This is a genomic window from Patescibacteria group bacterium (assembly GCA_041660565.1).
Lineage (GTDB): Bacteria > Patescibacteriota > UBA1384 > CAJBMM01 > CAJBMM01 > JBAZWC01.
Genome location: JBAZWC010000001.1, coordinates 381,056 through 405,928 on the forward strand (window position 1 = coordinate 381,056; position 24,873 = coordinate 405,928).

The 24,873-nt window shown below is 47.8% G+C and carries 28 protein-coding genes, 1 other RNA gene and 1 pseudogene; 8 read left to right on the top strand and 22 right to left on the bottom strand.

Annotated elements, in window-relative coordinates; all coding sequences use genetic code 11:
• Positions 1-14: 14 nt before the first annotated feature.
• The 5 genes and pseudogenes from clpB to xseA all read right to left on the bottom strand — a co-directional run bounded on the left by clpB (position 15) and on the right by xseA (position 5,599).
• On the bottom strand, positions 15-2,645 hold the full coding sequence (gene clpB / locus WC773_01840; GenBank protein ID MFA6082141.1) for an ATP-dependent chaperone ClpB: 2,631 nt from the start codon (positions 2,643-2,645) through the stop codon (positions 15-17).
• A gap of 213 nt (positions 2,646-2,858) precedes the next feature.
• Positions 2,859-3,053, bottom strand: a pseudogene (locus WC773_01845) (helix-turn-helix transcriptional regulator).
• A 178-nt stretch (positions 3,054-3,231) separates the two neighbouring features.
• Positions 3,232-3,978, bottom strand: coding sequence for a PD-(D/E)XK nuclease family protein (locus tag WC773_01850; protein MFA6082142.1), 747 nt, complete (start codon positions 3,976-3,978; stop codon positions 3,232-3,234).
• 11 nt (positions 3,979-3,989) lie between these two features.
• Positions 3,990-4,208 (bottom strand): exodeoxyribonuclease VII small subunit, encoded by a 219-nt coding sequence (gene xseB, locus WC773_01855; protein ID MFA6082143.1) that lies wholly within the window; start codon positions 4,206-4,208, stop codon positions 3,990-3,992.
• Positions 4,209-4,417: 209 nt separating this feature from the next.
• The gene (xseA, locus tag WC773_01860) at positions 4,418-5,599 is read right to left on the bottom strand and encodes an exodeoxyribonuclease VII large subunit (GenBank protein ID MFA6082144.1); all 1,182 of its coding nucleotides are present in this window, start codon (positions 5,597-5,599) and stop codon (positions 4,418-4,420) included.
• Positions 5,600-5,824: 225 nt separating this feature from the next.
• On the opposite strand from xseA, the gene WC773_01865 reads away from it, so the two are divergent.
• Both WC773_01865 and WC773_01870 read left to right on the top strand, forming a co-directional pair.
• Positions 5,825-6,394, top strand: coding sequence for an RNA polymerase sigma factor (locus WC773_01865; GenBank protein ID MFA6082145.1), 570 nt, complete (start codon positions 5,825-5,827; stop codon positions 6,392-6,394).
• A complete protein-coding gene (locus WC773_01870; protein MFA6082146.1) occupies positions 6,381-6,632 on the top strand; it encodes a hypothetical protein in 252 nt (83 codons plus the stop codon). The genes WC773_01865 and WC773_01870 overlap by 14 nt, the downstream gene beginning before the upstream one ends.
• Positions 6,633-6,653: 21 nt before the next feature.
• Here the strand turns inward: WC773_01870 and WC773_01875 are convergent, their stop codons facing one another.
• Both WC773_01875 and WC773_01880 read right to left on the bottom strand, forming a co-directional pair.
• Complete coding sequence (locus WC773_01875) at positions 6,654-7,544, bottom strand: hypothetical protein (protein MFA6082147.1); 891 nt, start codon at positions 7,542-7,544, stop codon at positions 6,654-6,656.
• 9 nt (positions 7,545-7,553) lie between these two features.
• Positions 7,554-7,907 carry a hypothetical protein gene (locus WC773_01880; protein MFA6082148.1) on the bottom strand — a complete coding sequence of 118 codons (354 nt, stop codon included), beginning with the start codon at positions 7,905-7,907 and terminating at the stop codon, positions 7,554-7,556.
• A 165-nt stretch (positions 7,908-8,072) separates the two neighbouring features.
• On the opposite strand from WC773_01880, the gene WC773_01885 reads away from it, so the two are divergent.
• Positions 8,073-8,636, top strand: coding sequence for a TetR/AcrR family transcriptional regulator (locus WC773_01885; GenBank protein MFA6082149.1), 564 nt, complete (start codon positions 8,073-8,075; stop codon positions 8,634-8,636).
• Positions 8,637-8,673: 37 nt separating this feature from the next.
• Here WC773_01885 and WC773_01890 read toward each other — a convergent pair whose 3' ends face one another.
• The 5 genes from WC773_01890 to WC773_01910 form a co-directional block, all read right to left on the bottom strand.
• A complete protein-coding gene (locus WC773_01890; protein ID MFA6082150.1) occupies positions 8,674-9,486 on the bottom strand; it encodes a hypothetical protein in 813 nt (270 codons plus the stop codon).
• Between the two features lie 376 nt (positions 9,487-9,862).
• Positions 9,863-10,918 carry a galactose-1-phosphate uridylyltransferase gene (galT, locus tag WC773_01895; protein ID MFA6082151.1) on the bottom strand — a complete coding sequence of 352 codons (1,056 nt, stop codon included), beginning with the start codon at positions 10,916-10,918 and terminating at the stop codon, positions 9,863-9,865.
• A 365-nt stretch (positions 10,919-11,283) separates the two neighbouring features.
• Positions 11,284-11,547, bottom strand: a complete 264-nt coding sequence (locus WC773_01900) for a hypothetical protein (GenBank protein MFA6082152.1) — start codon at positions 11,545-11,547, stop codon at positions 11,284-11,286.
• 4 nt (positions 11,548-11,551) lie between these two features.
• The gene (locus WC773_01905) at positions 11,552-11,830 is read right to left on the bottom strand and encodes a hypothetical protein (GenBank protein MFA6082153.1); all 279 of its coding nucleotides are present in this window, start codon (positions 11,828-11,830) and stop codon (positions 11,552-11,554) included.
• Complete coding sequence (locus tag WC773_01910; protein ID MFA6082154.1) at positions 11,824-12,321, bottom strand: hypothetical protein; 498 nt, start codon at positions 12,319-12,321, stop codon at positions 11,824-11,826. The genes WC773_01905 and WC773_01910 overlap by 7 nt, the downstream gene beginning before the upstream one ends.
• A 226-nt stretch (positions 12,322-12,547) precedes the next feature.
• On the opposite strand from WC773_01910, the gene ssrA reads away from it, so the two are divergent.
• Both ssrA and WC773_01920 read left to right on the top strand, forming a co-directional pair.
• Positions 12,548-12,939, top strand: a transfer-messenger RNA (tmRNA) gene (ssrA, locus tag WC773_01915).
• A 165-nt stretch (positions 12,940-13,104) separates the two neighbouring features.
• Positions 13,105-13,377, top strand: coding sequence for a GIY-YIG nuclease family protein (locus WC773_01920; protein ID MFA6082155.1), 273 nt, complete (start codon positions 13,105-13,107; stop codon positions 13,375-13,377).
• Positions 13,378-13,548: 171 nt separating this feature from the next.
• Here WC773_01920 and WC773_01925 read toward each other — a convergent pair whose 3' ends face one another.
• The 4 genes from WC773_01925 to WC773_01940 form a co-directional block, all read right to left on the bottom strand.
• Positions 13,549-14,178, bottom strand: a complete 630-nt coding sequence (locus tag WC773_01925; GenBank protein ID MFA6082156.1) for a hypothetical protein — start codon at positions 14,176-14,178, stop codon at positions 13,549-13,551.
• Positions 14,179-14,516: 338 nt separating this feature from the next.
• A complete protein-coding gene (locus tag WC773_01930; GenBank protein MFA6082157.1) occupies positions 14,517-15,149 on the bottom strand; it encodes a hypothetical protein in 633 nt (210 codons plus the stop codon).
• Between the two features lie 321 nt (positions 15,150-15,470).
• Positions 15,471-15,971, bottom strand: a complete 501-nt coding sequence (locus tag WC773_01935) for a hypothetical protein (protein MFA6082158.1) — start codon at positions 15,969-15,971, stop codon at positions 15,471-15,473.
• A 258-nt stretch (positions 15,972-16,229) separates the two neighbouring features.
• Positions 16,230-16,733 (bottom strand): hypothetical protein, encoded by a 504-nt coding sequence (locus WC773_01940; protein ID MFA6082159.1) that lies wholly within the window; start codon positions 16,731-16,733, stop codon positions 16,230-16,232.
• A 332-nt stretch (positions 16,734-17,065) separates the two neighbouring features.
• On the opposite strand from WC773_01940, the gene WC773_01945 reads away from it, so the two are divergent.
• Both WC773_01945 and WC773_01950 read left to right on the top strand, forming a co-directional pair.
• Entirely contained in the window at positions 17,066-18,274 is a 1,209-nt protein-coding gene (locus WC773_01945) for a DEAD/DEAH box helicase (GenBank protein MFA6082160.1), read from the top strand.
• A 76-nt stretch (positions 18,275-18,350) separates the two neighbouring features.
• Complete coding sequence (locus tag WC773_01950; protein ID MFA6082161.1) at positions 18,351-18,878, top strand: 2'-5' RNA ligase family protein; 528 nt, start codon at positions 18,351-18,353, stop codon at positions 18,876-18,878.
• Positions 18,879-18,959: 81 nt separating this feature from the next.
• Here the strand turns inward: WC773_01950 and WC773_01955 are convergent, their stop codons facing one another.
• Positions 18,960-19,664, bottom strand: coding sequence for a hypothetical protein (locus WC773_01955; GenBank protein ID MFA6082162.1), 705 nt, complete (start codon positions 19,662-19,664; stop codon positions 18,960-18,962).
• Positions 19,665-19,729: 65 nt separating this feature from the next.
• Here WC773_01955 and WC773_01960 point away from each other — a divergent pair, with 65 nt between their 5' ends.
• Positions 19,730-20,389: a class I SAM-dependent methyltransferase gene (locus tag WC773_01960; GenBank protein ID MFA6082163.1), complete on the top strand. Its 660-nt coding sequence runs from the start codon at positions 19,730-19,732 to the stop codon at positions 20,387-20,389.
• 5 nt (positions 20,390-20,394) lie between these two features.
• Here the strand turns inward: WC773_01960 and WC773_01965 are convergent, their stop codons facing one another.
• The 5 genes from WC773_01965 to WC773_01985 form a co-directional block, all read right to left on the bottom strand.
• Positions 20,395-21,792: an FtsX-like permease family protein gene (locus tag WC773_01965; protein MFA6082164.1), complete on the bottom strand. Its 1,398-nt coding sequence runs from the start codon at positions 21,790-21,792 to the stop codon at positions 20,395-20,397.
• Positions 21,789-22,460 carry an ABC transporter ATP-binding protein gene (locus tag WC773_01970; GenBank protein ID MFA6082165.1) on the bottom strand — a complete coding sequence of 224 codons (672 nt, stop codon included), beginning with the start codon at positions 22,458-22,460 and terminating at the stop codon, positions 21,789-21,791. Before WC773_01970 ends, WC773_01965 begins: the two co-directional genes overlap by 4 nt.
• A gap of 25 nt (positions 22,461-22,485) precedes the next feature.
• Positions 22,486-23,016, bottom strand: a complete 531-nt coding sequence (locus WC773_01975) for a hypothetical protein (GenBank protein ID MFA6082166.1) — start codon at positions 23,014-23,016, stop codon at positions 22,486-22,488.
• Positions 23,017-23,084: 68 nt separating this feature from the next.
• The gene (locus WC773_01980; GenBank protein MFA6082167.1) at positions 23,085-23,903 is read right to left on the bottom strand and encodes a thermonuclease family protein; all 819 of its coding nucleotides are present in this window, start codon (positions 23,901-23,903) and stop codon (positions 23,085-23,087) included.
• Between the two features lie 89 nt (positions 23,904-23,992).
• Entirely contained in the window at positions 23,993-24,820 is an 828-nt protein-coding gene (locus WC773_01985; protein MFA6082168.1) for a DNA-directed RNA polymerase subunit alpha C-terminal domain-containing protein, read from the bottom strand.
• Between the last annotated feature and the right edge of the window lie 53 nt (positions 24,821-24,873).

Genomic DNA, 24,873 nt, shown 5'->3' on the forward strand with positions numbered 1-24,873 from the left:
CGCTCTAACAACCCTTACGTAACTTTAAACCTAATTTGCTCTTTCACCAAATCAACCTTAATTGTTCCACCAGTATTTATTTCTCCGCGGACAATCATCTGTGAGATTGGATTAAGTAGCTGGTTCTCAATTACCCTTTTTAGCGGCCGAGCACCGTAACGACTATCATAACCGATTTTGGCTAAGTGATCTTTGACCTGTTTGGACACCACTAAATTAATATGCTGTTTATTAAGACGTATTAGTACTAAATTGAGCTGAATATCGACAATTTTGACCAGTTGCTCGGGTTTTAACGGATTAAAGATTATTACGTCATCTAATCGGTTCAAAAATTCAGGCTTAAAATGTTCTTTAAGTACCTCATCAATTTTTTCTTCCAGCTTCACCTCTTCTTCGGCCTCTGCGCTATCACCAGACACAAACCCGAGTCGCTTAATGCCACTTTCAGAAGCGTATTGTTGCATAATGTCCGATCCCAAGTTACTGGTTAAGATAATTACGCAATTCTTAAAATCTACATTACGACCCTTGGCGTCAGTCAATCTGCCGTCATCCAAAATCTGCAACAAGATACTGAATACATCGGGATGCGCTTTTTCGATTTCATCAAGCAGCACCACACTATACGGCCGGCGACGGATCATCTCGGTTAACTGCCCACCTTCTTCGTACCCCACATACCCTGGTGGCGAACCAACCATACGTGAAACAGCGTGTTTCTCCATATATTCGGACATATCAAGGCGCACCAATGCCGATTCGTCATTAAACAGTGCTTCGGCCAGTGCCTTAACCAGCTCGGTTTTCCCCACGCCGGTTGGCCCCAAAAAGATGAATGATGCAATCGGGCGCTTCTCTTCACTTAACCCAGCTCGCGAGCGTCTGATAGCATTTGCCACTGTTGTGATGGCCTCTTCTTGACCTACCACCCTGTGCGCTAAAATTGACTCCAAATCGTTAAGTTTAGCAAGCTCTCCGGACAACATTTTGGTCACCGGCACGCCGGTCCACCGCGCCACTACCGCTGCAATATCGTCCTCGGTTACCTTTTCTTTGAGCATTTTGGCACTTTTTGGTAGCTGTTCTAGCCGAACGTTCTCTTTTTGAATTTCTTTTTCCAATTTGGGAATTTCGCCATAACGCAGACGCGCCACTTCCTCCAAATTGGCTTCGCGCTCGGCAGTGTCGGCGTTCGATTTTAGCACTTCAAGCATTTTGGATTTTTGTCGCACACTGGTGATAATAGACTTTTCTAACTGCCACTCGGCTTCCAAGGTTGATGACTTTTCTTTTAGCTCCGACAGCTCTTTTTGCAACTTTTCTAAACGATCTTTATTTGAAGCGTCATCATCATTTCGAATCGCTTCACGCTCAATTTCCAGTTGCATCACTTTGCGTTTAAGATGATCTAGCTCGGCCGGCATCGAATCTACCTCCATGCGCAATGCCGATGTGGCCTCGTCAATCAAATCGATCGCTTTGTCTGGCAAAAATCGATCGGTAATGTAGCGGGCAGACAGTTCGACTGCTGCCACCAAGGCTGCGTCAGTAATATGCGTGCCATGATGCACTTCGTACTTTTCTTTCACACCTCGCATAATAGCGATGGCGTCTTCGATACTTGGCTCAGACACGTAAACCGGTTGAAATCGTCTGGCCAATGCTTGATCTTTTTCGATGTATTGTTGATATTCTTTCAGCGTGGTTGCCCCGATGGCGTGCAAAGTGCCTCGTGCTAGCGCCGGTTTAAGCAAATTGCTAGCGTCCATTGATCCTTCGGCCGCGCCGGCGCCAACCAAAGTGTGCAGCTCATCGATAAATAGAATAAATTTACCCTGCACCTCATCAATCGCTTTTAACACCGCTTTCAAACGTTCTTCAAAATCACCTCGGTGCTTAGCCCCGGCTAACATTGAGCCTAAATCAAGCGACATTACTTGCCTGTCTTTAAGCGTTTCGGGCACATCACCGGAGACAATGCGGGTTGCCAACCCTTCCGCAATCGCTGTTTTACCCACACCCGGCTCACCAATTAAAACCGGATTATTTTTGGTCCGACGCGTGAGCACCTGCATCACCCGACGCACCTCTTCATCCCGGCCAATAACCGGATCAAGTTTGTTGTTTCGCGCCATATCACATAGGTTGATGGCGTATTTCTCTAAGGCTTGATATTTTTGCTCCGGGTCGGTTGATGTAACTCGCTCGGTGCCCCGAATAGTCGAGAGCGTTTGCAACATTAATTCGCGATTAATACCAAGTTTAGATAGAATTTGTTTTGCTTCAGACGATACCTCTAACATTGCCAATAGCAGGTGTTCAATTGAAACATATTCATCGGTTAAGGTACGTGCCTCTTTTTCGGCTTGATTAAGCACGCGCACCAACGTTGGCGAGATCATAATTGAATTGGCCGCGCTTAGTTTAGGTAAATGCTCAAGCTGAGTTAATAAATCATCCCGAATCACGTCAAAATCTTTATTTACCGATTGAATTAGAGGGCGCATTAGATCTTCGCCAACTTCTAAACTGGCGTAAAACAAATGCAGTGGTTCAATTTGGCTATGATGCAATTCACGCGCCAACTCTTCGGCGCGGGTTAAAACCGCCGCAGTTTTACTGGTAAATTTATTCGGATCCATATTTTCCTCCCCATCCTATCGTAGCATAATCACAATGGCGTCCGTAAAGTAGGCGATCGACAAAACTTACTTACGTATTCTTACTTCAAGCAAATTATGGTCTAAATTGATATTAATATCATCTACGGTGATGCCTGGAACCTCTGCCTCAATAATTACTTCTCTTTTAGTTTGATAAACATCAACAGCAATGTTTTTAGGCAGCTCGGGGATATCTTCTTCAATGATAAAGAGCTGTTCAATTGGCGCCTCAAAGAATCTTGAGATGGCGATGGCCACCGGTACCGATGGTACACATCGCCCGGATTCAAGCGAGATAATCGATTGTCGAGATATCCCAACCGCCTCAGCCAACGCCTCTTGCGTTAGCTCATGCAATTTGCGCATATCTCTAATGCGATTTTTAATTATCGTAATTTCTTCTTGGCTCATTTTATTTCTTTTAGTAACATTGTAAAGTATGCTTTACATTTTTGTCAATACGTTTTGCTTTATGTTTCTTGTTCGAGCGAATGCGAGAACTACCCAATTTTCCCTATACATCACGGAGTTCTCGTTGCACTCGAACAAAAACGAGATTCTAATTCTATTCCCTATCTTCCATTTTCCATTCTCTGCCAATAGGACAAATATCCACAAACTCGCACCACTTGCACGTCATCCCCGGGCTGGCCGATAGTTGTTTGTCAGCTTGAATACGAGAAACAGTATTTACGATTTCTGATTCCATCGCCGTAATATCAGCCTGATCCGGCGAGAAAGCAAAGCGATCATTTTGTTCTAAATACCAGTAGCTTACTTCTGCCGGAATTTGATCCATCGCCCGCGATACCAAAACCGCGTAAGTTAGAAGCTGCGATTTATCCACATATTCCGGATTGTAGCGACTGGTTTTATAGTCAATCAGATGCAGCCCTTTATTCTCGTCCAGATCAATTCGATCGATTCGGCCGCTCAATAAAATGTCATCGGTAATTTCGGATTGAATGTGATGCTCAAAAAAAGTTGGGGTGTTTTTGGATTGATCTTTTATCGCCACCTTAACCATTTCAATCGCACGCTGACCAAAGTTGGCTTCTTCATCACGAGATTTAAATCCGTTACGATTATTACGCCAATCTTGACGCAAAATGTCAACAGATTTTTTTATCGATATTTTTTGATAATTCGGATCAGAAAAGATAGTTTTCAATGCCCCATGCACATGCTGACCCATCGTAAATTCGGGTTTGGCTTTGGCAAATTTGTCACGCAGATTTTCCACATAGATAAACTTATACCGCCGAGGGCACATGATGTAGTTTTTTAATTTATCATAGCTAGCTCGAAACATAGCACGCGCGCTTATTCTTCCCGATCTGAAATGTTTACATCCAGCACCTTAAGCTCGTTTTCTACCTTCGATAGCTGTTTACGCAAACTTTTAAGCAACTCCATACCGGTCTTAAATTGACCGATCGATTTTTCCAAATCCATATTCCCCTGATCCAATTTATCTACAATTTCTTGCAGTTGTGCATATTCTTCCTCAAAACTTTTCATAATATCCCTTTCTTTACTCATGTGATTACTTTTTGTCATTTCGACCCTGCGAGAATGTCGATTCGAGCTTGTTGGCCTCCGCTCGTAAAGCTACGGCTTGGAGAGAGAAATCTGAGAAAGAATCCCTTCAAGTCTTTTCAGGAGATTTCTCCCTCCGGGCTTACGCCCTAAGAGGGCAGGAAGCCACCCTCGACTTGAATGTCGAGGAGTCGAAATGACAATTAATGGCACTACTCATTACTCACCACTTTGCTCTCCACCCTTCCATCCACAAACACCGATGTTATTTGATCTCCGGTTTTGACACTTTTGGCGGATGTTAGCACCTTGTCCCCAATTTTGGTGATTGAATATCCTCGCTTCAAAACCTGCAGCGGATCCAAGCCTGACAATCGCACCGACATCAACCCAATTTTTTGATTCGCAGTCTGAATTTGCTGTTTGACTGCGTTCGACAATCGATGTTCTAAATCGTCCACCCGTCTTAACGGCATCACCAAACTACGATGCAAGCGATGTAATTGTTGGTCTAGCAGGCGTCCCCAATTTACTAAATTACGCTTGACTGCCGATTGCAAGTTGTTTTCAATCGAGTTAAGTTTTAGACCAAATTCATCGTAATCAATTACCGCAATCTCGGCTGCATTGGTAGGAGTAGCGGCTCGACGGTCTGCGACCATGTCGATTAAGGTAACATCTGGCTCGTGACCAACTCCGGTAATAATGGGAATTTTGCTGGCAAAAACCGCGCGCGCCACCGGCTCCGAGTTAAACGCCTGCAGATCTTCAAGCGACCCGCCTCCACGCGCCACAATAATTACGTCTACCGGATAGTTGGCGTTAAAATATTGCACCGCGTTTACAATGTCGGTAACCGCATTTTGACCTTGTACCGCCACCGGTAATAAGTTAATTTTTAGCCCACCTGCCCGATTGCTTAAAATTCGCATAATGTCTTGTAGAGCATCGCCATCTTTAGAGGTAATTAGTCCTAATTTGATCGGGAATAACGGTAGTGGTTGTTTCCATTTATCTAAAAACAGACCCTCTTTGTCTAACTTTTGTTTTAGCTGTTCAAACGCTTTTAGTAAATCACCTTCTCCCACTAATTCCAAGCTTTTGACGGTAAGTGAAAATCGGCCGCTTTTGGTCACAATTTTGGGTTGAGCTACTATTTTTACCTTCATCCCGTCTTCCAGAGCAAACGGCAGTGCAAACAACATCATAAAACAGCTGAGCATAGACTGATCATCTTTTATGTTAAAATACACGAATTTACTTTGGCTGATATTGAATCCGGACACCTCCCCTACCACAGTCAAAGTAAGCGGGTTTAAGATATCGTTAAGCAGATCCGCGGCTTCGGTAACCGAGAAAGTTTGTTCTTGAATTATTTCGGGATAATTTGTCATCGCAAAGGTTAGTTTAACAGCTTTGATTAATACTACGCAAGGATTGGATCAGTTGGGGAAATTAGGGAAGTTCGGGTTGTTGGGAGAGCCAATGGCCTACCAACCGCCCTAATACCCCCTAATCCCCCTAACCGACTCTTCAGCATTTTCTAAGGCTTTCCCCATACTGTTAACTTGTAACCAAAACCGTCGGTAATAGTGTAGAATAGAAATGAGGGGAAAATAATGGAATTAGATAAACTGGATGACAAAGCATTGGTTGCCCTAGCCCAAGAACAACATCAAGGTGCGCAACAGTTGCTTTATCGCCGATACTTTCAGCCGATATACGGCTATCTTGCTTCGCAACTTAGAAACACTCATAACGCAGAAGACTTGGCTCAGGAAACCTTTGTTCGTGCTTTTCAGGGATTGCATAACTATCGCGGTGAGGCAAGCTTCAAAAACTGGCTTTATAAGATTGCCAAAAATCAGCTTGCCGATTATTATCGTGATCAGCATTCCGGCGTAGTCGAGCTAGATGACGCCGCACCGCCAAGACAATTACAAAAGAATATGCTCGACGAAACCGACACCGAAGCAGCTGACAAACAAACAATGCGCCGCTTAAACAAAATGTTTTTCTACCTACCGGCAAAATACAAAAAGGTGCTGGTGTTAAGATTTCTTAAGGGATTCTCTTTAAAAGAAACGGCTTCTGAAATGAATCTAAGCTTAGCCAATACTAAAGTAATTCAACATCGCGCCATGAAACTAGCCCGAACTAAGACGGAATTTGTCTATGAAGAAAATTAAGTCCAAATTTACTTGCAATTCAAAATCCGTGCGCAAGATAGAGCGGTCTGTCTTAAAATTGGCCGGACACCCATCGGTTCGAAACGCCGGATTAGATTTTTATATCACCGAGCGTCAAATATTACTTCTAATTATCTTATCCACGCTGATAATTCTATCGGTTAGCTTTGGTATTCTAACGCCATCCAGAGCGGCTGCCCCAGAATTTAGCGGAACCAATGATATCGTAACACGATAAATATTCTCAATTTATCGTATTTTACCTGCCATTTAAAATGGGGGTTGCGGTTGGAGTATGCGTGACTGTAGGAGTTGGAGTGGATGTATGAGTAACCGTCGGAGTTGGGGTTTTTGTTGGGGAAGTAGCTGCCACCGGGTTAATAACTGCTTTGAAGGCCTTGATATCACCTAACGCCGCCACAGCATCGGCTCTAAACGCTTTTAAATCTGCAGTAACTGCGGCAATAGCGGTGGCAGAGGTACTAGTAGATTTAATATCAATTTTAGCCAAGTCGGTTTTTGCCAGATTTAAATTCGTATTTGCGTCAGCTACCTGTTTCTGATAATCAACTAACGTGGCGGATAAAGCGGTGGTATCAGTACCCGCAGCTTTCTGTGTAGCTATGGTGTTTTGCAGCCGAACGGTCATGGCATTGAGTAAGGCGTAAGTATTTTGTGCTCGATCAACCGCCGCCGATAAATGTAACTGAGGCATTCGCACCAAATATATATGATAATTATCGTAAATGCTTAGTACGTTTGTTTTGGTGGTGGCCAAATCGGTCCCAGCATCAATTTGGCTTTTAAGAGTTGTTAAAGTATTAATATCAGTCTGCGCAATTTGTCTAAGCTCTGTTGATTGAGCTGCGCTTAATCCGGTTAAGTCTTTGTTTATATATCCGTTTAAAGTTGCAATGCGTTGATCAATCAGTTTATCGCCCAGAGTCTGTAATTTAGCTAATTTGTTAGCTGTATTTGCAGATTTGTACGCAGCCAGTGCCTGATCGGCCGTTGCGGACGAGGTAGCAGCCGGGGATGAAGAAGCAGTAGAGGTTGATGGTGAAAAAGTTGACGTTGTTCGCGCCGCTGTAGCGGAGGCGGTACCGATAGTCAAAATGTTTAGTAATAACAGTAAAAATATTTTTTTCATTCTTGCCTCTTATAAACTTGGCTGATTTTCGGATGGCTGCGTTCCGGCAGCTGAAATCGAGCTATCCATTGTAGTAATGCTATTTGTTACAGATGTTGAGGCACTATCCAAATCTGTAGCAGTTACGGGTGCAGTGGAAACTGGCGTAGCGACAGCCGGAGATGCAGTTGAAGAAGCTGAAGAAGTTGAAGAAGTTGTGCTCGCAGATACGCTCGGCGCTGCAACAGGTGAATTAACTGAAATATTCGCAGATTCGCTGTTATTTTGATTGGTTAAATAATACGCGATAAAACCCGACCCCGCTACAATAATTAACCCCAGTACCCACCACAAAATGGCATGGCTTTTATGTTGTTCAGGCATTTTTCTCCTTTGGCTTGTAACTTAATTCTATTTAAAAACACCCCTCTTGTCCATCCTCTCTCCGAGTCTATCGGCTCGTAGAGTCGGAGACCATCCCCTATCATCTATCATCTGAAATGTTGACAACCGCCGAAACAAGTATAAATTAGAACCAAAGGTACTAATTTGAATAATAAAGAAAAAATCCTACAATTTGCGGCTAGCGAGATGTCCAGATTGGGCTTTAATGCAGTATCAATGGATATGATTGTTGAAAAAACCGGCATTGCCAAAAGCAATGCTTATTATCACTATCAAAATAAAGAGGATTTAGGGATAGACGTCCTAAATTTTTGGGCAGGAATTTGGCGCGAATTTTGTGAAGTTACCATCAGCAACAAATCGCTTGAATTCGATATGAAATTTGAGCAGTTTTTTGACCGGATAATTTTATACCAAACCAAAGCCCACTTTCCCGGCCCCCCGTTACTACAAATTGCCGGAGAAATGCAAAATGCACGCGCCAAAGAGATTTATCAAGAAACGTACCGATTTTACTATACGTCTTGTGCGAATTTTATCCTATTAGGGCAGCAAAAAGGTGTGATTAAACGTAATCTGAATGCTGAATTAGCCTCTAGTTTACTATTAAACGAGATTGGTGGGGCATTAATGGAATCGCGAATTTCGCAAAATGCCGCTCCAATTATTAAAGCTAAGCATATTATTAAGTCACTCATTTACGCATAAATATAGCCCGCCACCCTTTCGGGGCAGCGGGCCGTGTTCAGGTCTTGTGGTGATCCAGCCATCCGGCAACCTTGGCGAACATCTGGTAAACCGGCAGCGCCAGATCTTCAATACGGTTGAGCATAGCGGCGTACTCGTCTTCGGTTGGAGCACGCGATCTGGCGGGATCATCGTCACTCAGTGGCATAGTTGAGGCGGCATACCATGCTTCCAGCAATGCGTTGTACCGACGGTCAACAGCCACCGCTTGCGACAGTTCCTGAGCAATATCGCAACCGCGATGCTGTTTTGCCAACTCGATCACGAATTGCCGAGAGTCATCAGGCATCTCCACGCCCTGATACTCCAATACCTTGCGCGTGAGATGCACCGGCCCCTCGACAATCTTCTGTAGCCATTCCAACCGGTCAGCACCAACGCGTGGCTTAAGCAGTCGTGAGCCGAAGATGTGCAATTTGTGCACGAGGTAGTTCCCCAAATCAGCCCTTGCCGTCGTCCCTGTCAGATTTAGGTACCGAAGGGGCGACTGGATGTGTTTGAGCAGACCGTCCGCTTGCTCTGCTCGGCGTAGGTGTTGGCAGAGTCCGTATCCGATGGTGTGATAATGTCCACGAGCCAAGCTGAACGGGACTATGTAGATATTCAGCGGGACGTGATTCCCAGCTGCTTGGGCGATCATTCTTTTGCTCGTCTCGACCATCTCCGCGTAACAATCGTCCCGGCAGATGACCACAAACTCCACATCGCTTCGTCTGTTGATGCCGGCGGCGCGTTTTGGAAGCGTTGACCCAAACTGAATTGCCGCCACCGGCCGCATCTTGGTAATGGCGATTTTTGCGGTTCGAGCCACTGCCCGAATCTCTTCGGTAGTTGGTACCCGATGATGAATCAAGTCGTTCCACGAAAATATCTGTCCCTTTAGGGCACCTCCCCCGAGAAGTTTTGGTAAGGTTCTACCTGTTGACGCCTAAGCGTAGGACTTTTTAGCACAAATGTCAACCCCGTTAGAAGCGAATCCACCCTTGCCTCTAACGGGGTCAATCACCTTGTCATTCCGGGCTCGATTGTTCCGCTAGGGACTAACGATTCCGACCGCAAGGTAGCGAGGAGTATCCGGAATCTATGTAAAAGAATAGTCAAAACCGTGCTTATTTGGGACCTGTCCCCTATTAAATATAAAAGACGCTCCGAGGTTGCCCTCGGAGCGGTGTATTCCAGATAAGTCGCTATGCCACAGCAACCGGTGGAATGTTGAAGTTGAGCTCGGCAACCCTAAGGTCGCTGGCTGCATCCTCGGGAGCGGTCACGTTGATGTAGATTCCGGTGCCCAATTCGAACCCGGCGGCGATTGTCAGGCGGGGCATGATCGTCAGATGCCAATGGAAGTCGCACTCACGATCCTGGTTCACCGGAGCCGTGTGCAGCATGAAGTTGTACGGTGGATCGTTGAGGCTGGCGCCGATGCACCGCAGTATGTATTGGCAGATGCTCGCAAACGCGTTGATGGTGCCACGTTCCATCGCTGCGAACGAAGGCATATGCCTCCGCGGCATAATCCATGTCTCGTACGGGTACTTGGCCGCAAACGGGCAGAAGGCGACAAACTCTGGGTTCTGCGCCACGATGCGCTCGCCTAATTGCTCTTCCTGCTTCAGCATGTCGCAGTAGATGCAGCGATCATGGAAATCGTAGTACCGCGCAGCACCCGCAATCTTCAACATCACATTCGCCGGCACAATCGGCGTAGCGACCAATTGACAGTGCGAATGGGGTTGCGACGCTCCTCCGATTCTCCCCTTGTTCTTGAACAATAGGATGTACTGGAAACGCTTGTCCTGTGTCAGATCAAGAACGCGATCGCGATAGGCCCAGAACACCTCCTGAGCTTGAAGGCCGGTGACGGTCGCAATAGACCGATTGTGATCGACGCTCTCGATGATGACCTCGTGTGCTCCAATGCCATTCATCTGGTCATACATCCCATAACCCGTTCTGTCCAACTCGCCCTCGATGGCCAGCGCAGGGAACTTGTTAGGCACCACGCGCGCCCACCAGCCAGGCTTGTTTGGGGCCGAGTCGGCGGAACGGTAGGCCAACACTTCCGGCGGCGTCATGTACTCATTGCCGGGGCAAAACGGGCATGCATCTTCGTGCTCCCGAAGCGGCGGTTCCGCCACGATCTTGAATTCGTCCGTCCGCTTACTGCGGCCGGTAGCTACAATGACCCACTCACGGGTCACCGGGTCTTTCCGCAATTGCGGATGCGCCGTGACTTTTGGCATTGTAACATCCTCCCCCATGAGTTGTGTGGTACTCGGATGCCCCTACTGTATCTGTAAACAGCAAAATAAGCAATAAGAAAAACGGCCGGCCCCGCTAGGGAGCCGACCGTGGTCGAGTCTCGAAGATCGCATGGCATAACACGACTAAGCCCATTACAACCTTCAACGCCAGGATCAACACTACGATCGTGATCAGGTCACAGTACGGGCTGGCCTTTCTGGCGATGTCCACGGCGCTCGTGATACCACATGTGACCACGAAGACCGTGTAGAACACCCATAGACTCGAATTCCTAGTCTTGGGGTGTATCAACGAGAAGGCAAGGAACGCAAGCGCCATCCACGTAAGCCAGAGCATCATCGCTTCACCCCTCCGTCTCGTCGCTTCTGACAAACAACGTCAGATGCACCGCAACAAATGCGGCGATCAGTAGAACGATGTACATCCATACTTCCTCGAACACTGTCTTCGTAACCCACGTCATCACCACCGACCCCGTAACAGCCAGAGCGATTGTGGCAACGCACAACACTACCCGCACCTTCCGACGAAGACGAACTACGCCTTGAGCAAGCACAAAGACCAAAACGACCATCGCCCCGACGATCCACCACCACGCTACCAACATCGCCCTAACCCTCCTTGGACGCGAGTTGCCCCCGCCCCCAGCGCGTCGTGAACTCGTACACCTCAACCAGACCGATCGCGGATACAACCAGCACGACGCACACGCCCGGACTGGTGAACTGGGACGCCACCATTACCACCGTCAGTATAATCCACTTGGTATAGTAGACGTTCATCTCCGGGGATTGCGGATCAACCTCGATGCTGGACAGATAGCGCTGGTCGTTGGCGATGATTAGCCCCAGCACTGCCAGTGATACTGCCCATATCACCCACGTTAGCATCTTTTCGCCCCTCCATTGGTCTTGTTCCGCCTGGCGGATTTCAGACCCCAGATCAGAAGCAGCCACGTAGTCGGATTATCGGCAAGGGGTTGCTCTTGGTTGACTTGGTCAAGCAGGTCATAGATTGCGATGGCTACCAACAGCGCTTCCATCGCGCAGATGGCTGCCAAAGCCACATATCCCCAACCCGCGTAAGCCCAGCGATGCGTAACCCCTATCATGCATGCCAGCCAACCAACGCCCATAATAATGCGATCGCACACTTTAACACGCTCCGGGTACGCGATCGCGAAGATTACCACCGCTACCATAGCCAGCAGTACTACCGCTTGCCACCCGATCATGACAATCTCTCCCTCTCTGCTCGAAAGACAACCAGAAAACACCAGATGAGCAGACCCGACGCCACCGACGCCATCAAGCGGGCACACAACCACCATCTCCCGGCAAACGTCGAGGTTGGAAATGCGACGATCATCGCCAGCATCCAACCCACCAAAACCAGCAGACGACCATCCTTGATCGTCCTAAGATCGTGACAAAACGTCAGCGGAAAACCGCTGATCAAACAGACCGCCGAAAGGACCATGGCGGCCATTACTGCCCAATGTATTATGTCCATTTGTTCAGGTCCTCCCCCGGGTTCGTTATTGACAATGTACACCATATTTGGTACAATGTACATAGCTAGAACATTAAAAATTTGCAAAAAATCATGGGGCTGTATTAGATTCGACAGGCCGTCCACATTCACCCTTGCATAACGAGACGCTCACTCACTCGTAAAACGCGAGCAAAAAACAATAACTGCCAACAGTTTTGTTAGCAAAGTCAAAGGTGCTTTTGCATCTATGTCCTTTGCGCCAGCTTTCGCCTAAAACCGAAAGCCGTTTGCTTTCTTCTTCGTTGATGAAGAAAGGCCAAGCGTCATATTATCAACGCGCCAAAGTGTAGATTCATTCTGTAAACTTTGAAAGATACTGAATGTGCTGGGATAACTAACTTGGAGTGCTCATTATGTTAGACCAAAAGAAATTTGAACACCTAATTATGTAGAAAAGATGAATGTACCGGTTTGGACAGGAGTGCAACTCTCCTCAGCTCCACCACGCTAAGCGTGGTAATCGGGACGCTCAGCGTCCCACCAAATGTATGGAATTATTCCATTTTTAATGTTACGACGCTAAGCGTCGCAAACTTTGAAAAACGTTTGGATTAGTACTCTTAGCAACAAAAATGAACCAGAAATGGTTCTTTTTTGTTATAATAATATTATGTATTATGTTTATATTTTATTAAGTGATAAAGATGACATGCTGTATTTTGGTAGTACACCAAATTTACAGGAAAGAATCGCAAAACATGACGCTGGATTTGTTAAAGCAACGCAAAACAGGCGACCACTTAAATTATTATACTACGAGGCATATTCATCAAAAATTGATGCGCTAAAAAGAGAGAAGTATTTTAAGGGAGGGAAAGGCCATAACGACCTAAAAGTGCAATTTGAGAATACCTTGCTAAAAAATAATTATATATTTCTCTAAACATTTGTAGAATTCCGTCGCAGACATTTTTGATACCAACATGAAAGTGTTGGTGTTTTTTGTTACAAAAAAACCTACTCATTCAAGTAGGATGTAATCGCCAGAAAATAGAAGCGGGAGGCAGCCAATTGGCTGCCTCCCGTGTGAGACAGGTGTTGCCGGCGCCGTGGGCTAGTCGTGGCCTTGCGGGCAGGCCCGGACATAGTCACCGGCGAATACGCCCGTCACCTGTGTCCCGTAGTTGTACTGGTTGTCGCGGCAGTTGGAGACCCCGACGTAGTATACGCGGTAGGACGCCGGGTAAATGATGCGCCACGTCCACATCTGCCCGTTGAAGTAGAACTCCTGGTGTGTCGGAATGATCGCCGAGTTGTTGGCCCACGTTAGCCTGGAGTTGAAGTAGTGTGGCGCATCGGTATCATATTCGTGCGTGCTATTCCAGTACCAATCGTACGCCATGGCATGCGTGGCCCACGTCAACTCCTCATGCCACAGCTGGTTACCAACAGCGTCGTACGTGCCATTGGTGCCGCCGTACACCGACTGCCAAGTGGTCGTGGCGTTGGCGTCGGTGTAGAAGACCCACCTCGGGTGGATGGCGAAGGTCGCGTTGGCATTACCATTGGTGTATGGTTGACCCATCCACTCGAAGACGAAGAAGACCTCATCTGTCGTGTAGTTGTACGCGCACTCCCAGTCAACCTCGATGTTCGAGTTGTTGAGGTACCCAGGGGTCGCCTGAGCCATCGTCGGGAAGAGCATGACGGCCAGCGCCGCCAGCAGAACGAGATGCTTACGCAATTTCTTCTCCTAGCCCACAAACCGCGGGGGCGGGGTCGGTACTGCATGATGGGTACGACAATCATCGTACGGCATACGGCACCCGACTTGGCTAGTCTTACATCACGTCGATAGGCGCATTCCCCCTTGATTCCGACCGAACCAAAACCACTACCGGTCTTTTGGAAACCACATCTGTGTGGAATCCACCAGATAAGTAAGTTGTTCAGGTTCGGTGCTGTAATACACACAAAAGGTATAATAACACATCCATATTATTTATGTCAATATATTATAAGCGGGAGGCAGCCCGAAGGCCGCCTCCCGTGTGAGACAGATGTTGCCGGCGCCGTACCGGACTAGTCGTGGCCCTGCGGGCACGGCCTGAGCTTATCTTCCGAGAAGAAGCTGAAGGGGTCCCCCCAGTTTCGGTTGTTATCGCAACACTTGGTGTCAACGTGGTACGCCACGCGGTAAGTCGCGGGGTAAATGGCGTCGTAGTGATACATGTAAGGCGGAATGCCATCCCACACGAGCACGTAATGCCTAGGGATAACCGCCGAGTTGAGCGCCCAGGTCAGGTGCGAGTTGAAGTAGTGAGTCGTACCGTCGTAGCTGGCGTTCGATGTATCCCATTCCCACCCGTAGGTCATGGCGTGAGTAGCCCAGGTTATGGACTGTTGCCACAGTATGTTGCCAACTGCGTCGTAAACACCTCCGGAGCCGTACACTTCGTTCCACGGGATAGTGCCGGCGGAATCGGTGTAGAAGATGTAACACGGGTGAATGGTGAAGTCGGCCTCGGCTGACCCATTGCTTGTCGGCATTCCGCTCCACACGATGTTGTACGAGACGATATCAGTGGTGTTGTTGTAGGCCACATCCCACTGAATCGTGATGTCGTCAACGGATACGTATCCCGGTGTTGCCGATACGGGGAGCTGGGCAAACATGACGACCAGGGCCGCCAGCAAAACGAGATGCTTACGCAATTTCTTCTCCTAGCCCTCAAACCACGGGGGCGGGGTCGGTACTGCACCGAGTGTACGGCATACAGCGCCCGACTTGGCTAGTCTTACGGCTTCACGACAATAGGCATTTCCCCCTTGATTCCGACCGGACCAAAACCACTACCGGTCTTTTGGAAACCACTCCTGTGTGGAATCCACTAGATAAGTAAGTTGTTCAGGTTCGGTGCTGTAATACACACAAAAAGTATAATAACACATCCATATTATTTATGTCAATATATTATAAGCGGGAGGCAGCCCGAAGGCCGCCTCCCGTGTGAGACAGATGTTGCCGGTTGGCCCTTAGGGGGCAATCCATGCAGTCGTCGCGGACGTGGCGGTAGCACCGTCACCCTTCACGTACACCTTCAGGGTGACGAGTATGTACTTGTACGGCCACGGGACGTAGTAGGTGATGTCCCTATACGATTGGAAGCTCGGCCGACCCTCGTCGTAATCGGCGTAGTCCTGCCAGATGATGTTGCCGTTCTCGAAGGCCTGCGCTCCGGCCGTCTGACCGGAGGCAGAGCAGCTCCCCTTGAGGTCGCAGGTGATGCCTCCAGAAGTACCTATCCACAACCCGCTCTGCCACGCGTAGACAACAGAGTATGTCGCCGTGGCGTAGCTGTCGTTCTCGTCGTGCCCGACGCCCTTGAGATATCCGGAACCGACCGTGAACGTCCCGGTACCGGTGGTGCTGGTGATGACCGGGGTGGTCTGGGTCATCACCCAATCAGCCATCGAGGAGACGGACAGCGACATCAGCGCGCAGATCGCAACGAACAGCATGGTTAGACGCTTCATTGCTTGGCTCCTGTGTGGTTTGATACAACTGAGCGGGGTCGTTTTGTCTCTGCTGGGGGCATACGACCACAATGTACGTCACCTGGCTTGGCTGGACTAATATCGATTAGCCATCACCTCCTTTAGGAGTTGCGCAAGCCCGACTCCTTTTTGATTGCGATACGACTGAACTTGTCGAACCGCCAGCATATCAACAGTTGGCGACTTGCGCGGGCTACAGGGTACCCACATTATGTGGTTATCGGCTTATGCGCCAACTCAGTACGTTAACGCTGCGGCGTATGCGGTAGTGCCAGTGCCCTTCACGTACACCTTCAGGGTGACGAGCACGTACTTGTACGGCCACATGACGTAGTAGCCGTAGTTTTCCGCCGAGTCGTAGGACGTCGGCCCGTCGTCGTAATCGGCGTAGTCCTGCCAAACAATGTTGCCGTTCTGGAAGACCTGCGACCCCGCCGTCTGTCCAGCCGATGAGGATTGCCCACTGACTATACCCCTGATTCCCCCATTGAAGCCTAACGGTAAACCAGGGCCAACCCACGAGTAGACGACAGCGTACGTCGCCGTGGCGTAGCTGTCATTCTCATCATTGCCGGTGCCCGATAGTGAGTTGACGCCAGCCACGAAAGTGCCGGTCCCGGTAATCGAGTTGATGGTAACAGGACCCTCGAACATCACCCAACCGGCAGGGACAGCCATGGAGGCGACGGACAGCGACATCAGTGCGCAGAAAGCGACGAGCAGCACAGTGAGACGCTTCATTGCTTGGCTCCTTTTTGATTGCGATACGACTGAGCGTTACGACCGTAAAACACCTGGGTACGCAACAGGATCTTCGAGACCAGCTGTATTCCCCTTGCGATTCCTGTCAGTAATGGACTAAGTAGGTTGTTCAGGTTCAGCGCTGTAAAACACAATCAATATATTAACACATCCATATTATTCGTGTCAACATCCGATGCAACAATAAGTATTTGACATTTGAAAAAATTTATGTTAATATTAAAATAATGTGATTTTGAATATCGGGTATGTTGGTAGATGTCTCGTTGTTCAGCGCAAGAGATATAAACCAAACAGAAAGGTATTCATAAATGAATAGCTCTATTTCCTCAGGAACAAAACCGTCTTATAACCGATTTTCGGGCGGAAACCGTCGGACTAATTTTAGTGCCAGACCACGTTTTCGGGGTACCTACATTAGCCCGGAAAAATTTATCAATAAAGCAATTGTGCAAGCCGAACAACCGGCTTATCAGCCACAAAATCGTTTTCGTGATTTTCATTTTGTAGGGACGTTGCAACGAAATATCGAACAACATGGCTATGTTACCCCCACTCCAATTCAAGACCAAGCCATTGCCCCAATTTTAGCCGGTCAAGATTTACTAGGCTTAGCCAACACCGGCACCGGTAAAACAGCTGCATTTTTATTGCCAATTATTCAATTAATTCACGCTGATCCAAATTTAGGCACCGCTTTAATTATTGTGCCAACTCGCGAGCTAGCGCTGCAAATTGACATGGAATTTAGAGCATTCATTCGTGATATGCGTTTATATTCGGCAGTTTGCGTGGGCGGTGCCAACATTTTTCGTCAGATTTCCACTCTTAGACGCAAACCACATGTCATTATCGGTACCCCGGGGCGGCTAAAGGATTTGGCTGACCGCGGAGATTTAAACTTATCTACCACCAGAATTTTAGTACTTGATGAAGCTGACAGAATGTTAGATATGGGCTTTAGTAAAGATATCAATGTTTTGGTAGATATGATCCCCCAAAATCGCCAAACATTGTGCTTTAGTGCAACGATTACTGAAACAGTTAAAGGGTTAGTGGATAAATTACTCAAAGAACATCAAACCATCTCGGTCTGCGCACCGGTAGCCAGCTCTCACATCGATCAAGATGTGGTGCGATACAACTCACCGGAACATCGTCTGGATTTGTTAATTCAAATGCTAACCAAAGCCGAGTACGAAAAAGTGTTGATTTTTGGCGAAACCAAACGCGGCGTGCAAAAATTATCCGAAAAACTGATGCAATCTGGCATCACCGCCGAAGCCATTCATGGCAACAAATCGCAACCGCAGCGACAGCGCGCCTTGCAAGCGTTTCGTGATAACAACGTTAAAGCGTTGGTGGCTACCGATGTAGCTGCCCGCGGATTAGATATTTCCGATATTTCGCATGTAATTAACTACGATCAGCCAAATACGTTTGACGACTACGTTCATCGCATTGGCCGCACCGGTCGTGCCGGCAAAACCGGCAAAGCTCTCACCTTCGTCCAAGGATAGGAGACTGTTCTCAACGTCCCCTGCCTTGGTTTTGGGATGGGTTTAGTGTATAAAGATACCGAGGGGGAAGACAGCGATGGAATACTACGTTGGTGTGCCTCTGCCCCAACCGCTCGACTACTACATCCACGTGGTTAGACGCACGTGGGGGTGCCGAAACAAAAGCGACCCGCATTTGACCTTGATGGTGCCGCGGAGTCTGTTACCAAACCGGACTGAGCGTGAGCTAACCACAGCGCTGGCCGGAATTGCTGCTCAGCCACTGGTATTTGAGGTTTCGATTAACGGTTTTGGGGTGTTTGAGGAAATCGGCAACCTTCATCTGGTTGTGGATCGTAGCGACCAGTTGGTGGCTTGCTGCAAGGCCATCGATCATGCGGTTGAGGGGATTTTGGCACCTTCGGCGTCTAAGTACGCCCATATCCCCAGCCCACACATCACCGTACTAGACAGGCTACCACAAAAAGACCTTGCTTTGGCATTGGCACAGCTTGGCCCGTACAAGTTTGGGCCAACCCACCTTCAATGCAGCACACTCCACCTATTCAAAGATGGCAACTCGACCATCGGCTGGCAGATAGCCCAGACCATCAGACTCAGCTAAACCCGCCCGGTTAACGCCGCGGCGGGTTCAACTTATATAAAAAAGAGGGCGGCCGCGACATGCGCGAACGCCCTACTCCCCCTAGAACTTGACCTCGAGTGATGTGGTGATGGTGTCATTGATGCACCCGGAAGAGCTACCGACGCTCTTCTGCAGTGCAATCTCGGGCACCAACGTCACCTTGCCCGCGGCAATCGGCCGCTTGATGATCAGCCGAAGGTGGCTGACCAGCTCGGGCTGGGCGCCAAACGCGCCATCGTTCCCCCCGGCGGACAACTCCAGATTGCATCCCTTGATGGAGCTTTTGACTCCCACCCGCCAGAACATCCCGCCCTCCAGGATGTTGGGGCTGTCGGGTACGCAGCTGTCGACCGAGATAAACGGTCGCACCAGCCCGCGATTCGCCGTTAGAGACGTGGTCAGGTCGTGCACGTCACCCCGCCAGTGCCCCACCGGCATTAGGTCGAAGAAGCAATATTCGACATTGACATTGGCCTGTCCGCGCCAGATGTTGCTGGCATAGCCGACGCCGTAGTCGATTTCCGACGCCCAGTCTCGGTTCCAGCCCGACCGGGTGGGGACGCATCCCCACACATAGGCGTAGAACGGGCCCTTGGCGGCGGTGGCCATCCCCTGCACCACCGGCTTGTTGTAGATGACGTTCCCGGTCACACTGCCGGTGTACTGGCTGCGCCACTTGATCATGTACGACATCTGCTGGGCATCGGACGTGCGGGCCAAGCCCAGAGACATCAGAATGACTACGACCATCGCCCTGCAATGCATTGCCGTCTCCTTATGCAATCGCTGTAGATATCTGACTTGTCGTTAGCATTTTATAATACTTGAGCTTGTTTGTCAATATCATTGCTCTAAATACTCTAATCTATTACAATAAACTGACTAATAACTTTGGAGCGGCAATGCCAAGAGATACGGCGCATTTTCAAAACAGAGAGCCCAAACTGGAATCATACCTAAGATACCGGCGGTTTTTGTGCGTATCGAAACACATTAAACCAAACAGCAAAGTGTTAGATTTAGGTTGCGGTTTTGATGCCTATTTTCTAAATCGCGTTGCAGATAAGTTGCATACCGGTATCGGCATTGATTTAACCGAATCAAAACAAGCTAACCCACACATTACGGTAATAGCGCACGATGTAAACAAAGAATTGCCACTTGAGGATGATTTTTTTGACGCGGTAGTCTCTATGGCTAATATGGAGCATTTGGATAATCGGGTGCAAACGCTTAAAGAGGCTCACCGAGTGCTGGCACCAAACGGGATGCTGCTCATCACCACCCCATCCACCAAAGCCAAACCGGTTTTAGAGTTCTTGTCTGGTGGCTTAAGACTAATTAGTACCGAAGAAATTGAAGATCATAAATTTTATTACGATCCGCCAATGTTACGCAATGATTTGATTGAGGCAGGATTTGTTGATTCAAATATTTACATCCAACCGTTTCAGCTGAACTTTAATCTTTTTGCCAAATCGATAAAATAAGGTAATTATTCGTATCTAAGTGCTTCTACCGGATTAAGCCTAGCAGCGCGAATGGCGGGGATTAACCCAGACATCATCCCAAGCAGTGTAGTAAAGATAATTACCGCTATCACCAACCACCACGGGAACTCACCCAAATGCTCTAACGGCAAGCTACCTAGGCTGGCGCCGTATTTGGTAAATAGCAGTTTGGCAATTTTGACCAAACCGTAACTGATGATAATTCCAAAAACACCGCCAAAAAATCCAAGCAGTGCGGCCTCAAAAGTAAATAAATGCCTAATAGTGGCCCTGGTGGCGCCACAAGCTCGCATCATCCCAATTTCCTTGGTGCGTTCATACGTGGCCATAATCATGGTGTTGATAATACCAATAGTGGCCACGAATAACGAGATACCGCCAATTACAGCCAACACGATACTAATCAGTAGTAAAATTTGATTGATCTGATCTAGCATTGTTTGGGCGGTGGTGGCCCCATACCCCAATTTTTTTACGCTCTCGGCCACCGTACCAATGTTCTTAGTGTCATCAACCTTTAATAGAATTGACCCGTAGCCTTGTTGCAAAAAATTGTCGGTTTTCGTTAACTGCATAGTTGAACCACACTCGCTGTCTTTATCGCACTTTGGAAATTCCCACTGCACGTTTGTCATTAAATGTCTGGCCCAAGACAAAGTGACATAGCTCTGGCCGTCGTCAATAGCGCCGCTACCAGTAATGCCAACTATTTCGACCGGAATTTCAATGGATGGCTGATTTTCCCACCATGATTTATCGGCATTCATTGGAGGCCGTGGCGGTGGAGATCCCCAATCCGGGGCCGAGTTACCCCCGTTTTGAAATGTTAGGATAACATTTTTACCAACAAGATCATTAGGATGGCTGGTGTAACCCATATCTTGGACAAACCGATTACCGACCAAAATTTTGTCGGTATCGGTGGCCACCAGTTTTCGCCCAAACGCTGTACTGATATTAAAAACCGCGCTGTCCGGATCAAAACCAACAATACTGGCCCAAGTTTTTTTGTCTTGCCCTTCTAGTTTCATTGTTTTTACCCCAATACCATTTACTACCCCGGTTGCCGCAATTACATGATCAAGCCGACGTGCCTGGGCCAAGGTAGTATCATCCATATTCTTACCCTCAGACGGATCACCGTTTGAACCAATTAGACTACTTGAATTCACTGAGTTAGGATCTTTCACCACTGTCACCAAATCAAACGCACCCAGTTGCTTGAACTGATCGGTTAAGGATTGTTTGATACTAATAATGACCGACGCCATTAAAATTAATGAAAGCGAGCCAACCATAATGGCAATGATGGTTAAAATTGTTCGAGCTTTGGATCGGGTTAAATTCTTAAACGCCAATTTGACATAATCAGAAAATCTCATCGCACCCCCTTCAGTCGGCCATCACGAATTGTGACTATTTGCCGCGCTTGCCGTGCCACACTTTCGTCGTGAGTGATAACCACTAATGTGATGCCGGATTTTTTGTTTAAATCTTTTAACAGTTCAACAATTTCTATTCCTTTGCGAGTATCCAAATTTCCAGTCGGCTCATCGGCAATTATTATTTCGGGATTGTTGGCCAAGGCTCTAGCAATGCTAACCCGTTGACGTTGACCGCCGGATAGCTGATTTGGGCGATGATTTACGCGATCTTCTAGCCCTACCGCGTGTAAACACTCAAGCGCTCGTTTCTTGCGATCCCTGGCAGAGATGTGAGCAAAAACCATTGGAATCATCACGTTTTCCAAAGCAGTGTACATTGGCTGTAAATTAAAAGTTTGGAAGATAAAACCAATGCGTTTGTTTCGATAATTCGATAAATCCAAATCGGATACATGGGCAATGTTTTGCCCATCAACTAACACCTCGCCCTCATCCGGAATATCCAACCCGCCAATAATATTGGCCAAGGTTGACTTGCCAGATCCCGACGGGCCAACAATGGCAATAAAATCGCCCTTGTCCACGGTAAAGTTAACGTGATCAAGCGCGTATATTTTTTCGTTTCCCAGTTCGTAAACTTTGGAAACATTTTTTAGTACTATCATTTTCCCCTCCAATTCTGGTATTTGACTACAAAGCCGAGAACGGTAAGACCGAAATTAAAGTATTATCATAATACATCTTGAGCTCGTACTTTCCGGTGGTTAAACTTTCCGGCTCGCAGCTGGTATTTCCACCAGTTAGTGTGGAGTGAACCGCCGTTACTTTATCTACCACATTGGTTTTGGTGGCTAAACTATAAATTGCCATGGCAATATGGCCACTTTCAATTGTTCGCCTGGCGGTCATGTTAACGCAAAACTGATCTGTCGTAAAATTAAAAGTGGTTGTTTTGGTGGTGTTATTTGGGCCAACTTGTTCTCCAACTGCTAATTTTGATAAATATGATGAAGACAAATATTGATTAAACATATCTAAGTTAGGTTGCTCCGATAGCACCACCGGCGTTGCAGTAGGACTAGGACTACTAGACGAGGAAGACGTTGTAGTGGTTGAATTATTACTCAAAAACCACCACACTCCACCACCGAAAATCACTAATAATAAAACCACAATCACAATCCACAAAATGGCGTTACTTTTCTTTGGTTGTTCTTCCAAAATACCCTCCTTGTTGCTTCCCTTTAATGGTACCATCAACAATATTGCCGAGCAACATCGCAACTGGATTATTTTTGCGATTGAGTAGTGTTGCCACTGCAGGTGGATGGGGACCAAAAACCAAGTTGTTTTGATTTTGCATCGCTCTGAGCAGATTTGAATTGAGATTGATATTTATATTTTTGACTAAAATAAGTGTATTCGTGCGCGTAGCCGTTTGCAATCATCCATTCATTGTAAAGCGTGCCATCAGGTAAAAAGACGTACCTAAGCAACCGATCATACTTATCCCAATCGCCTTCTATCGGATCATATTCCAGCCTGACAGTTTGGTGTGATAGCAACTCTTTGCCTTTATCCGAAGCCTCGCGCCCAAAACATTGCACCGGCTTGCGTGGGTCTAGCACCTCTGGCGTATCCATCCCAATCAACCGCACCGAAATTTTACTGCCGTTTACATCAATCACAACCGTGTCGCCATCCACTACCTGATCGATTTTGGTTGATGTCTGCTCGGACAATATTTTAACAATCAGTTGTTTTGAGGCGGTGTTACGATTATTTTGCGGATAAAGTAAGCGATAACTGGCTAAATCGCCAATTTTATTCAGATATTTTTCGGATACAAAAGTAACTGCCCCTACACCGATAATTACGATGAGCACCGAGATCCAAGCCCGCTTAAAATGCTTGAACAATGACCATGCCAACATAAAAATGATCGTTAAACAAAGCAGATATTGGACCACAATATCGGCTTGGGTTGTTGGATATGCGGCGGCGATAATTACTAACGCCCAGCAAATTAGTTTGATCAGCTTAATAAACTGGCTATCGCCACGCTTAAACCAAAGCATTCGAACTAGATTAGAAATATTATTTTTCATTCGCTCTAATAATACTTTAATCCTTTATCGTTTTTTGACAAATAATTAGGGCGGGCACGGCATTCGCCACACCCGCCCACCGCGAGGAACTATCGGAACTTCTGGGGCACGTTCTCGGCGTCCGCTAGCCGATAACCGTTCTCGCCCAACCTCTGTACCACCTCGCTGTAATCGCTCCGGTTGAAGCCACGAATCGTTGATAACGCGGCCGGGGTGCACGCAGCCAGCTGCAGAATGGTTAGAATACCCGACTTCTGTAGCAAGCCACAGGTACGAGCAGGAAAGCCGAGCTCGATGATCCGCCTGATAGTGTCGAGACGCTCGCTCTTGCGGTGTACTTGATCGTCAACGCCGTCGATCTCCCACACTAGCCTACGGGCATCGTGACCCGCCTTACCGAGCAGCCGAGACAGCCGACTCACCCGCCCGTGAAGATTGGCGTTCACATCCATGACGCTTTTTGTCCGAGCAGAGAAGCCAACCACCTCCTCGGCCACCCGACCGTCCATGAACAGCGAGATGGCGGTAGTTGACGCCACTCTTCCCAATTGCTGGGCCAGAGCGGTGCGCAATAACAGGTCGGCGCGCATGGCAGAAAATGCCCGCTCATCCTGCAACACCAGCTTCGCCCGATCTTGTCCTCTCTCGCTGGTCAACCAGTCCCAGAAGAAGCGATAAAAGCTCTGATCGATCTCTGTCCGGCGCAAGAGAATGTCAAAGCTGACCGCTTTGTGTTCACGCTCGTGGTAGAACGTCCGCGCATCCTTGACCGTTGCCGACGCGATGATGGCGTCCATCAGAAGATCGTAGTTTGGCCAGCAATGCGACAACCAGAACTGCTTCGCCTCGGGCAGCACATCCGGAATCAGCTCCCACAACCGCTTCAGGTTGTTAAACGTATTTCTTTGCCCCGCCATCGCTCGCCCTCCTCAGGGTCTCGTGTTATTCATGTTCGAGACGCAAAGAACAA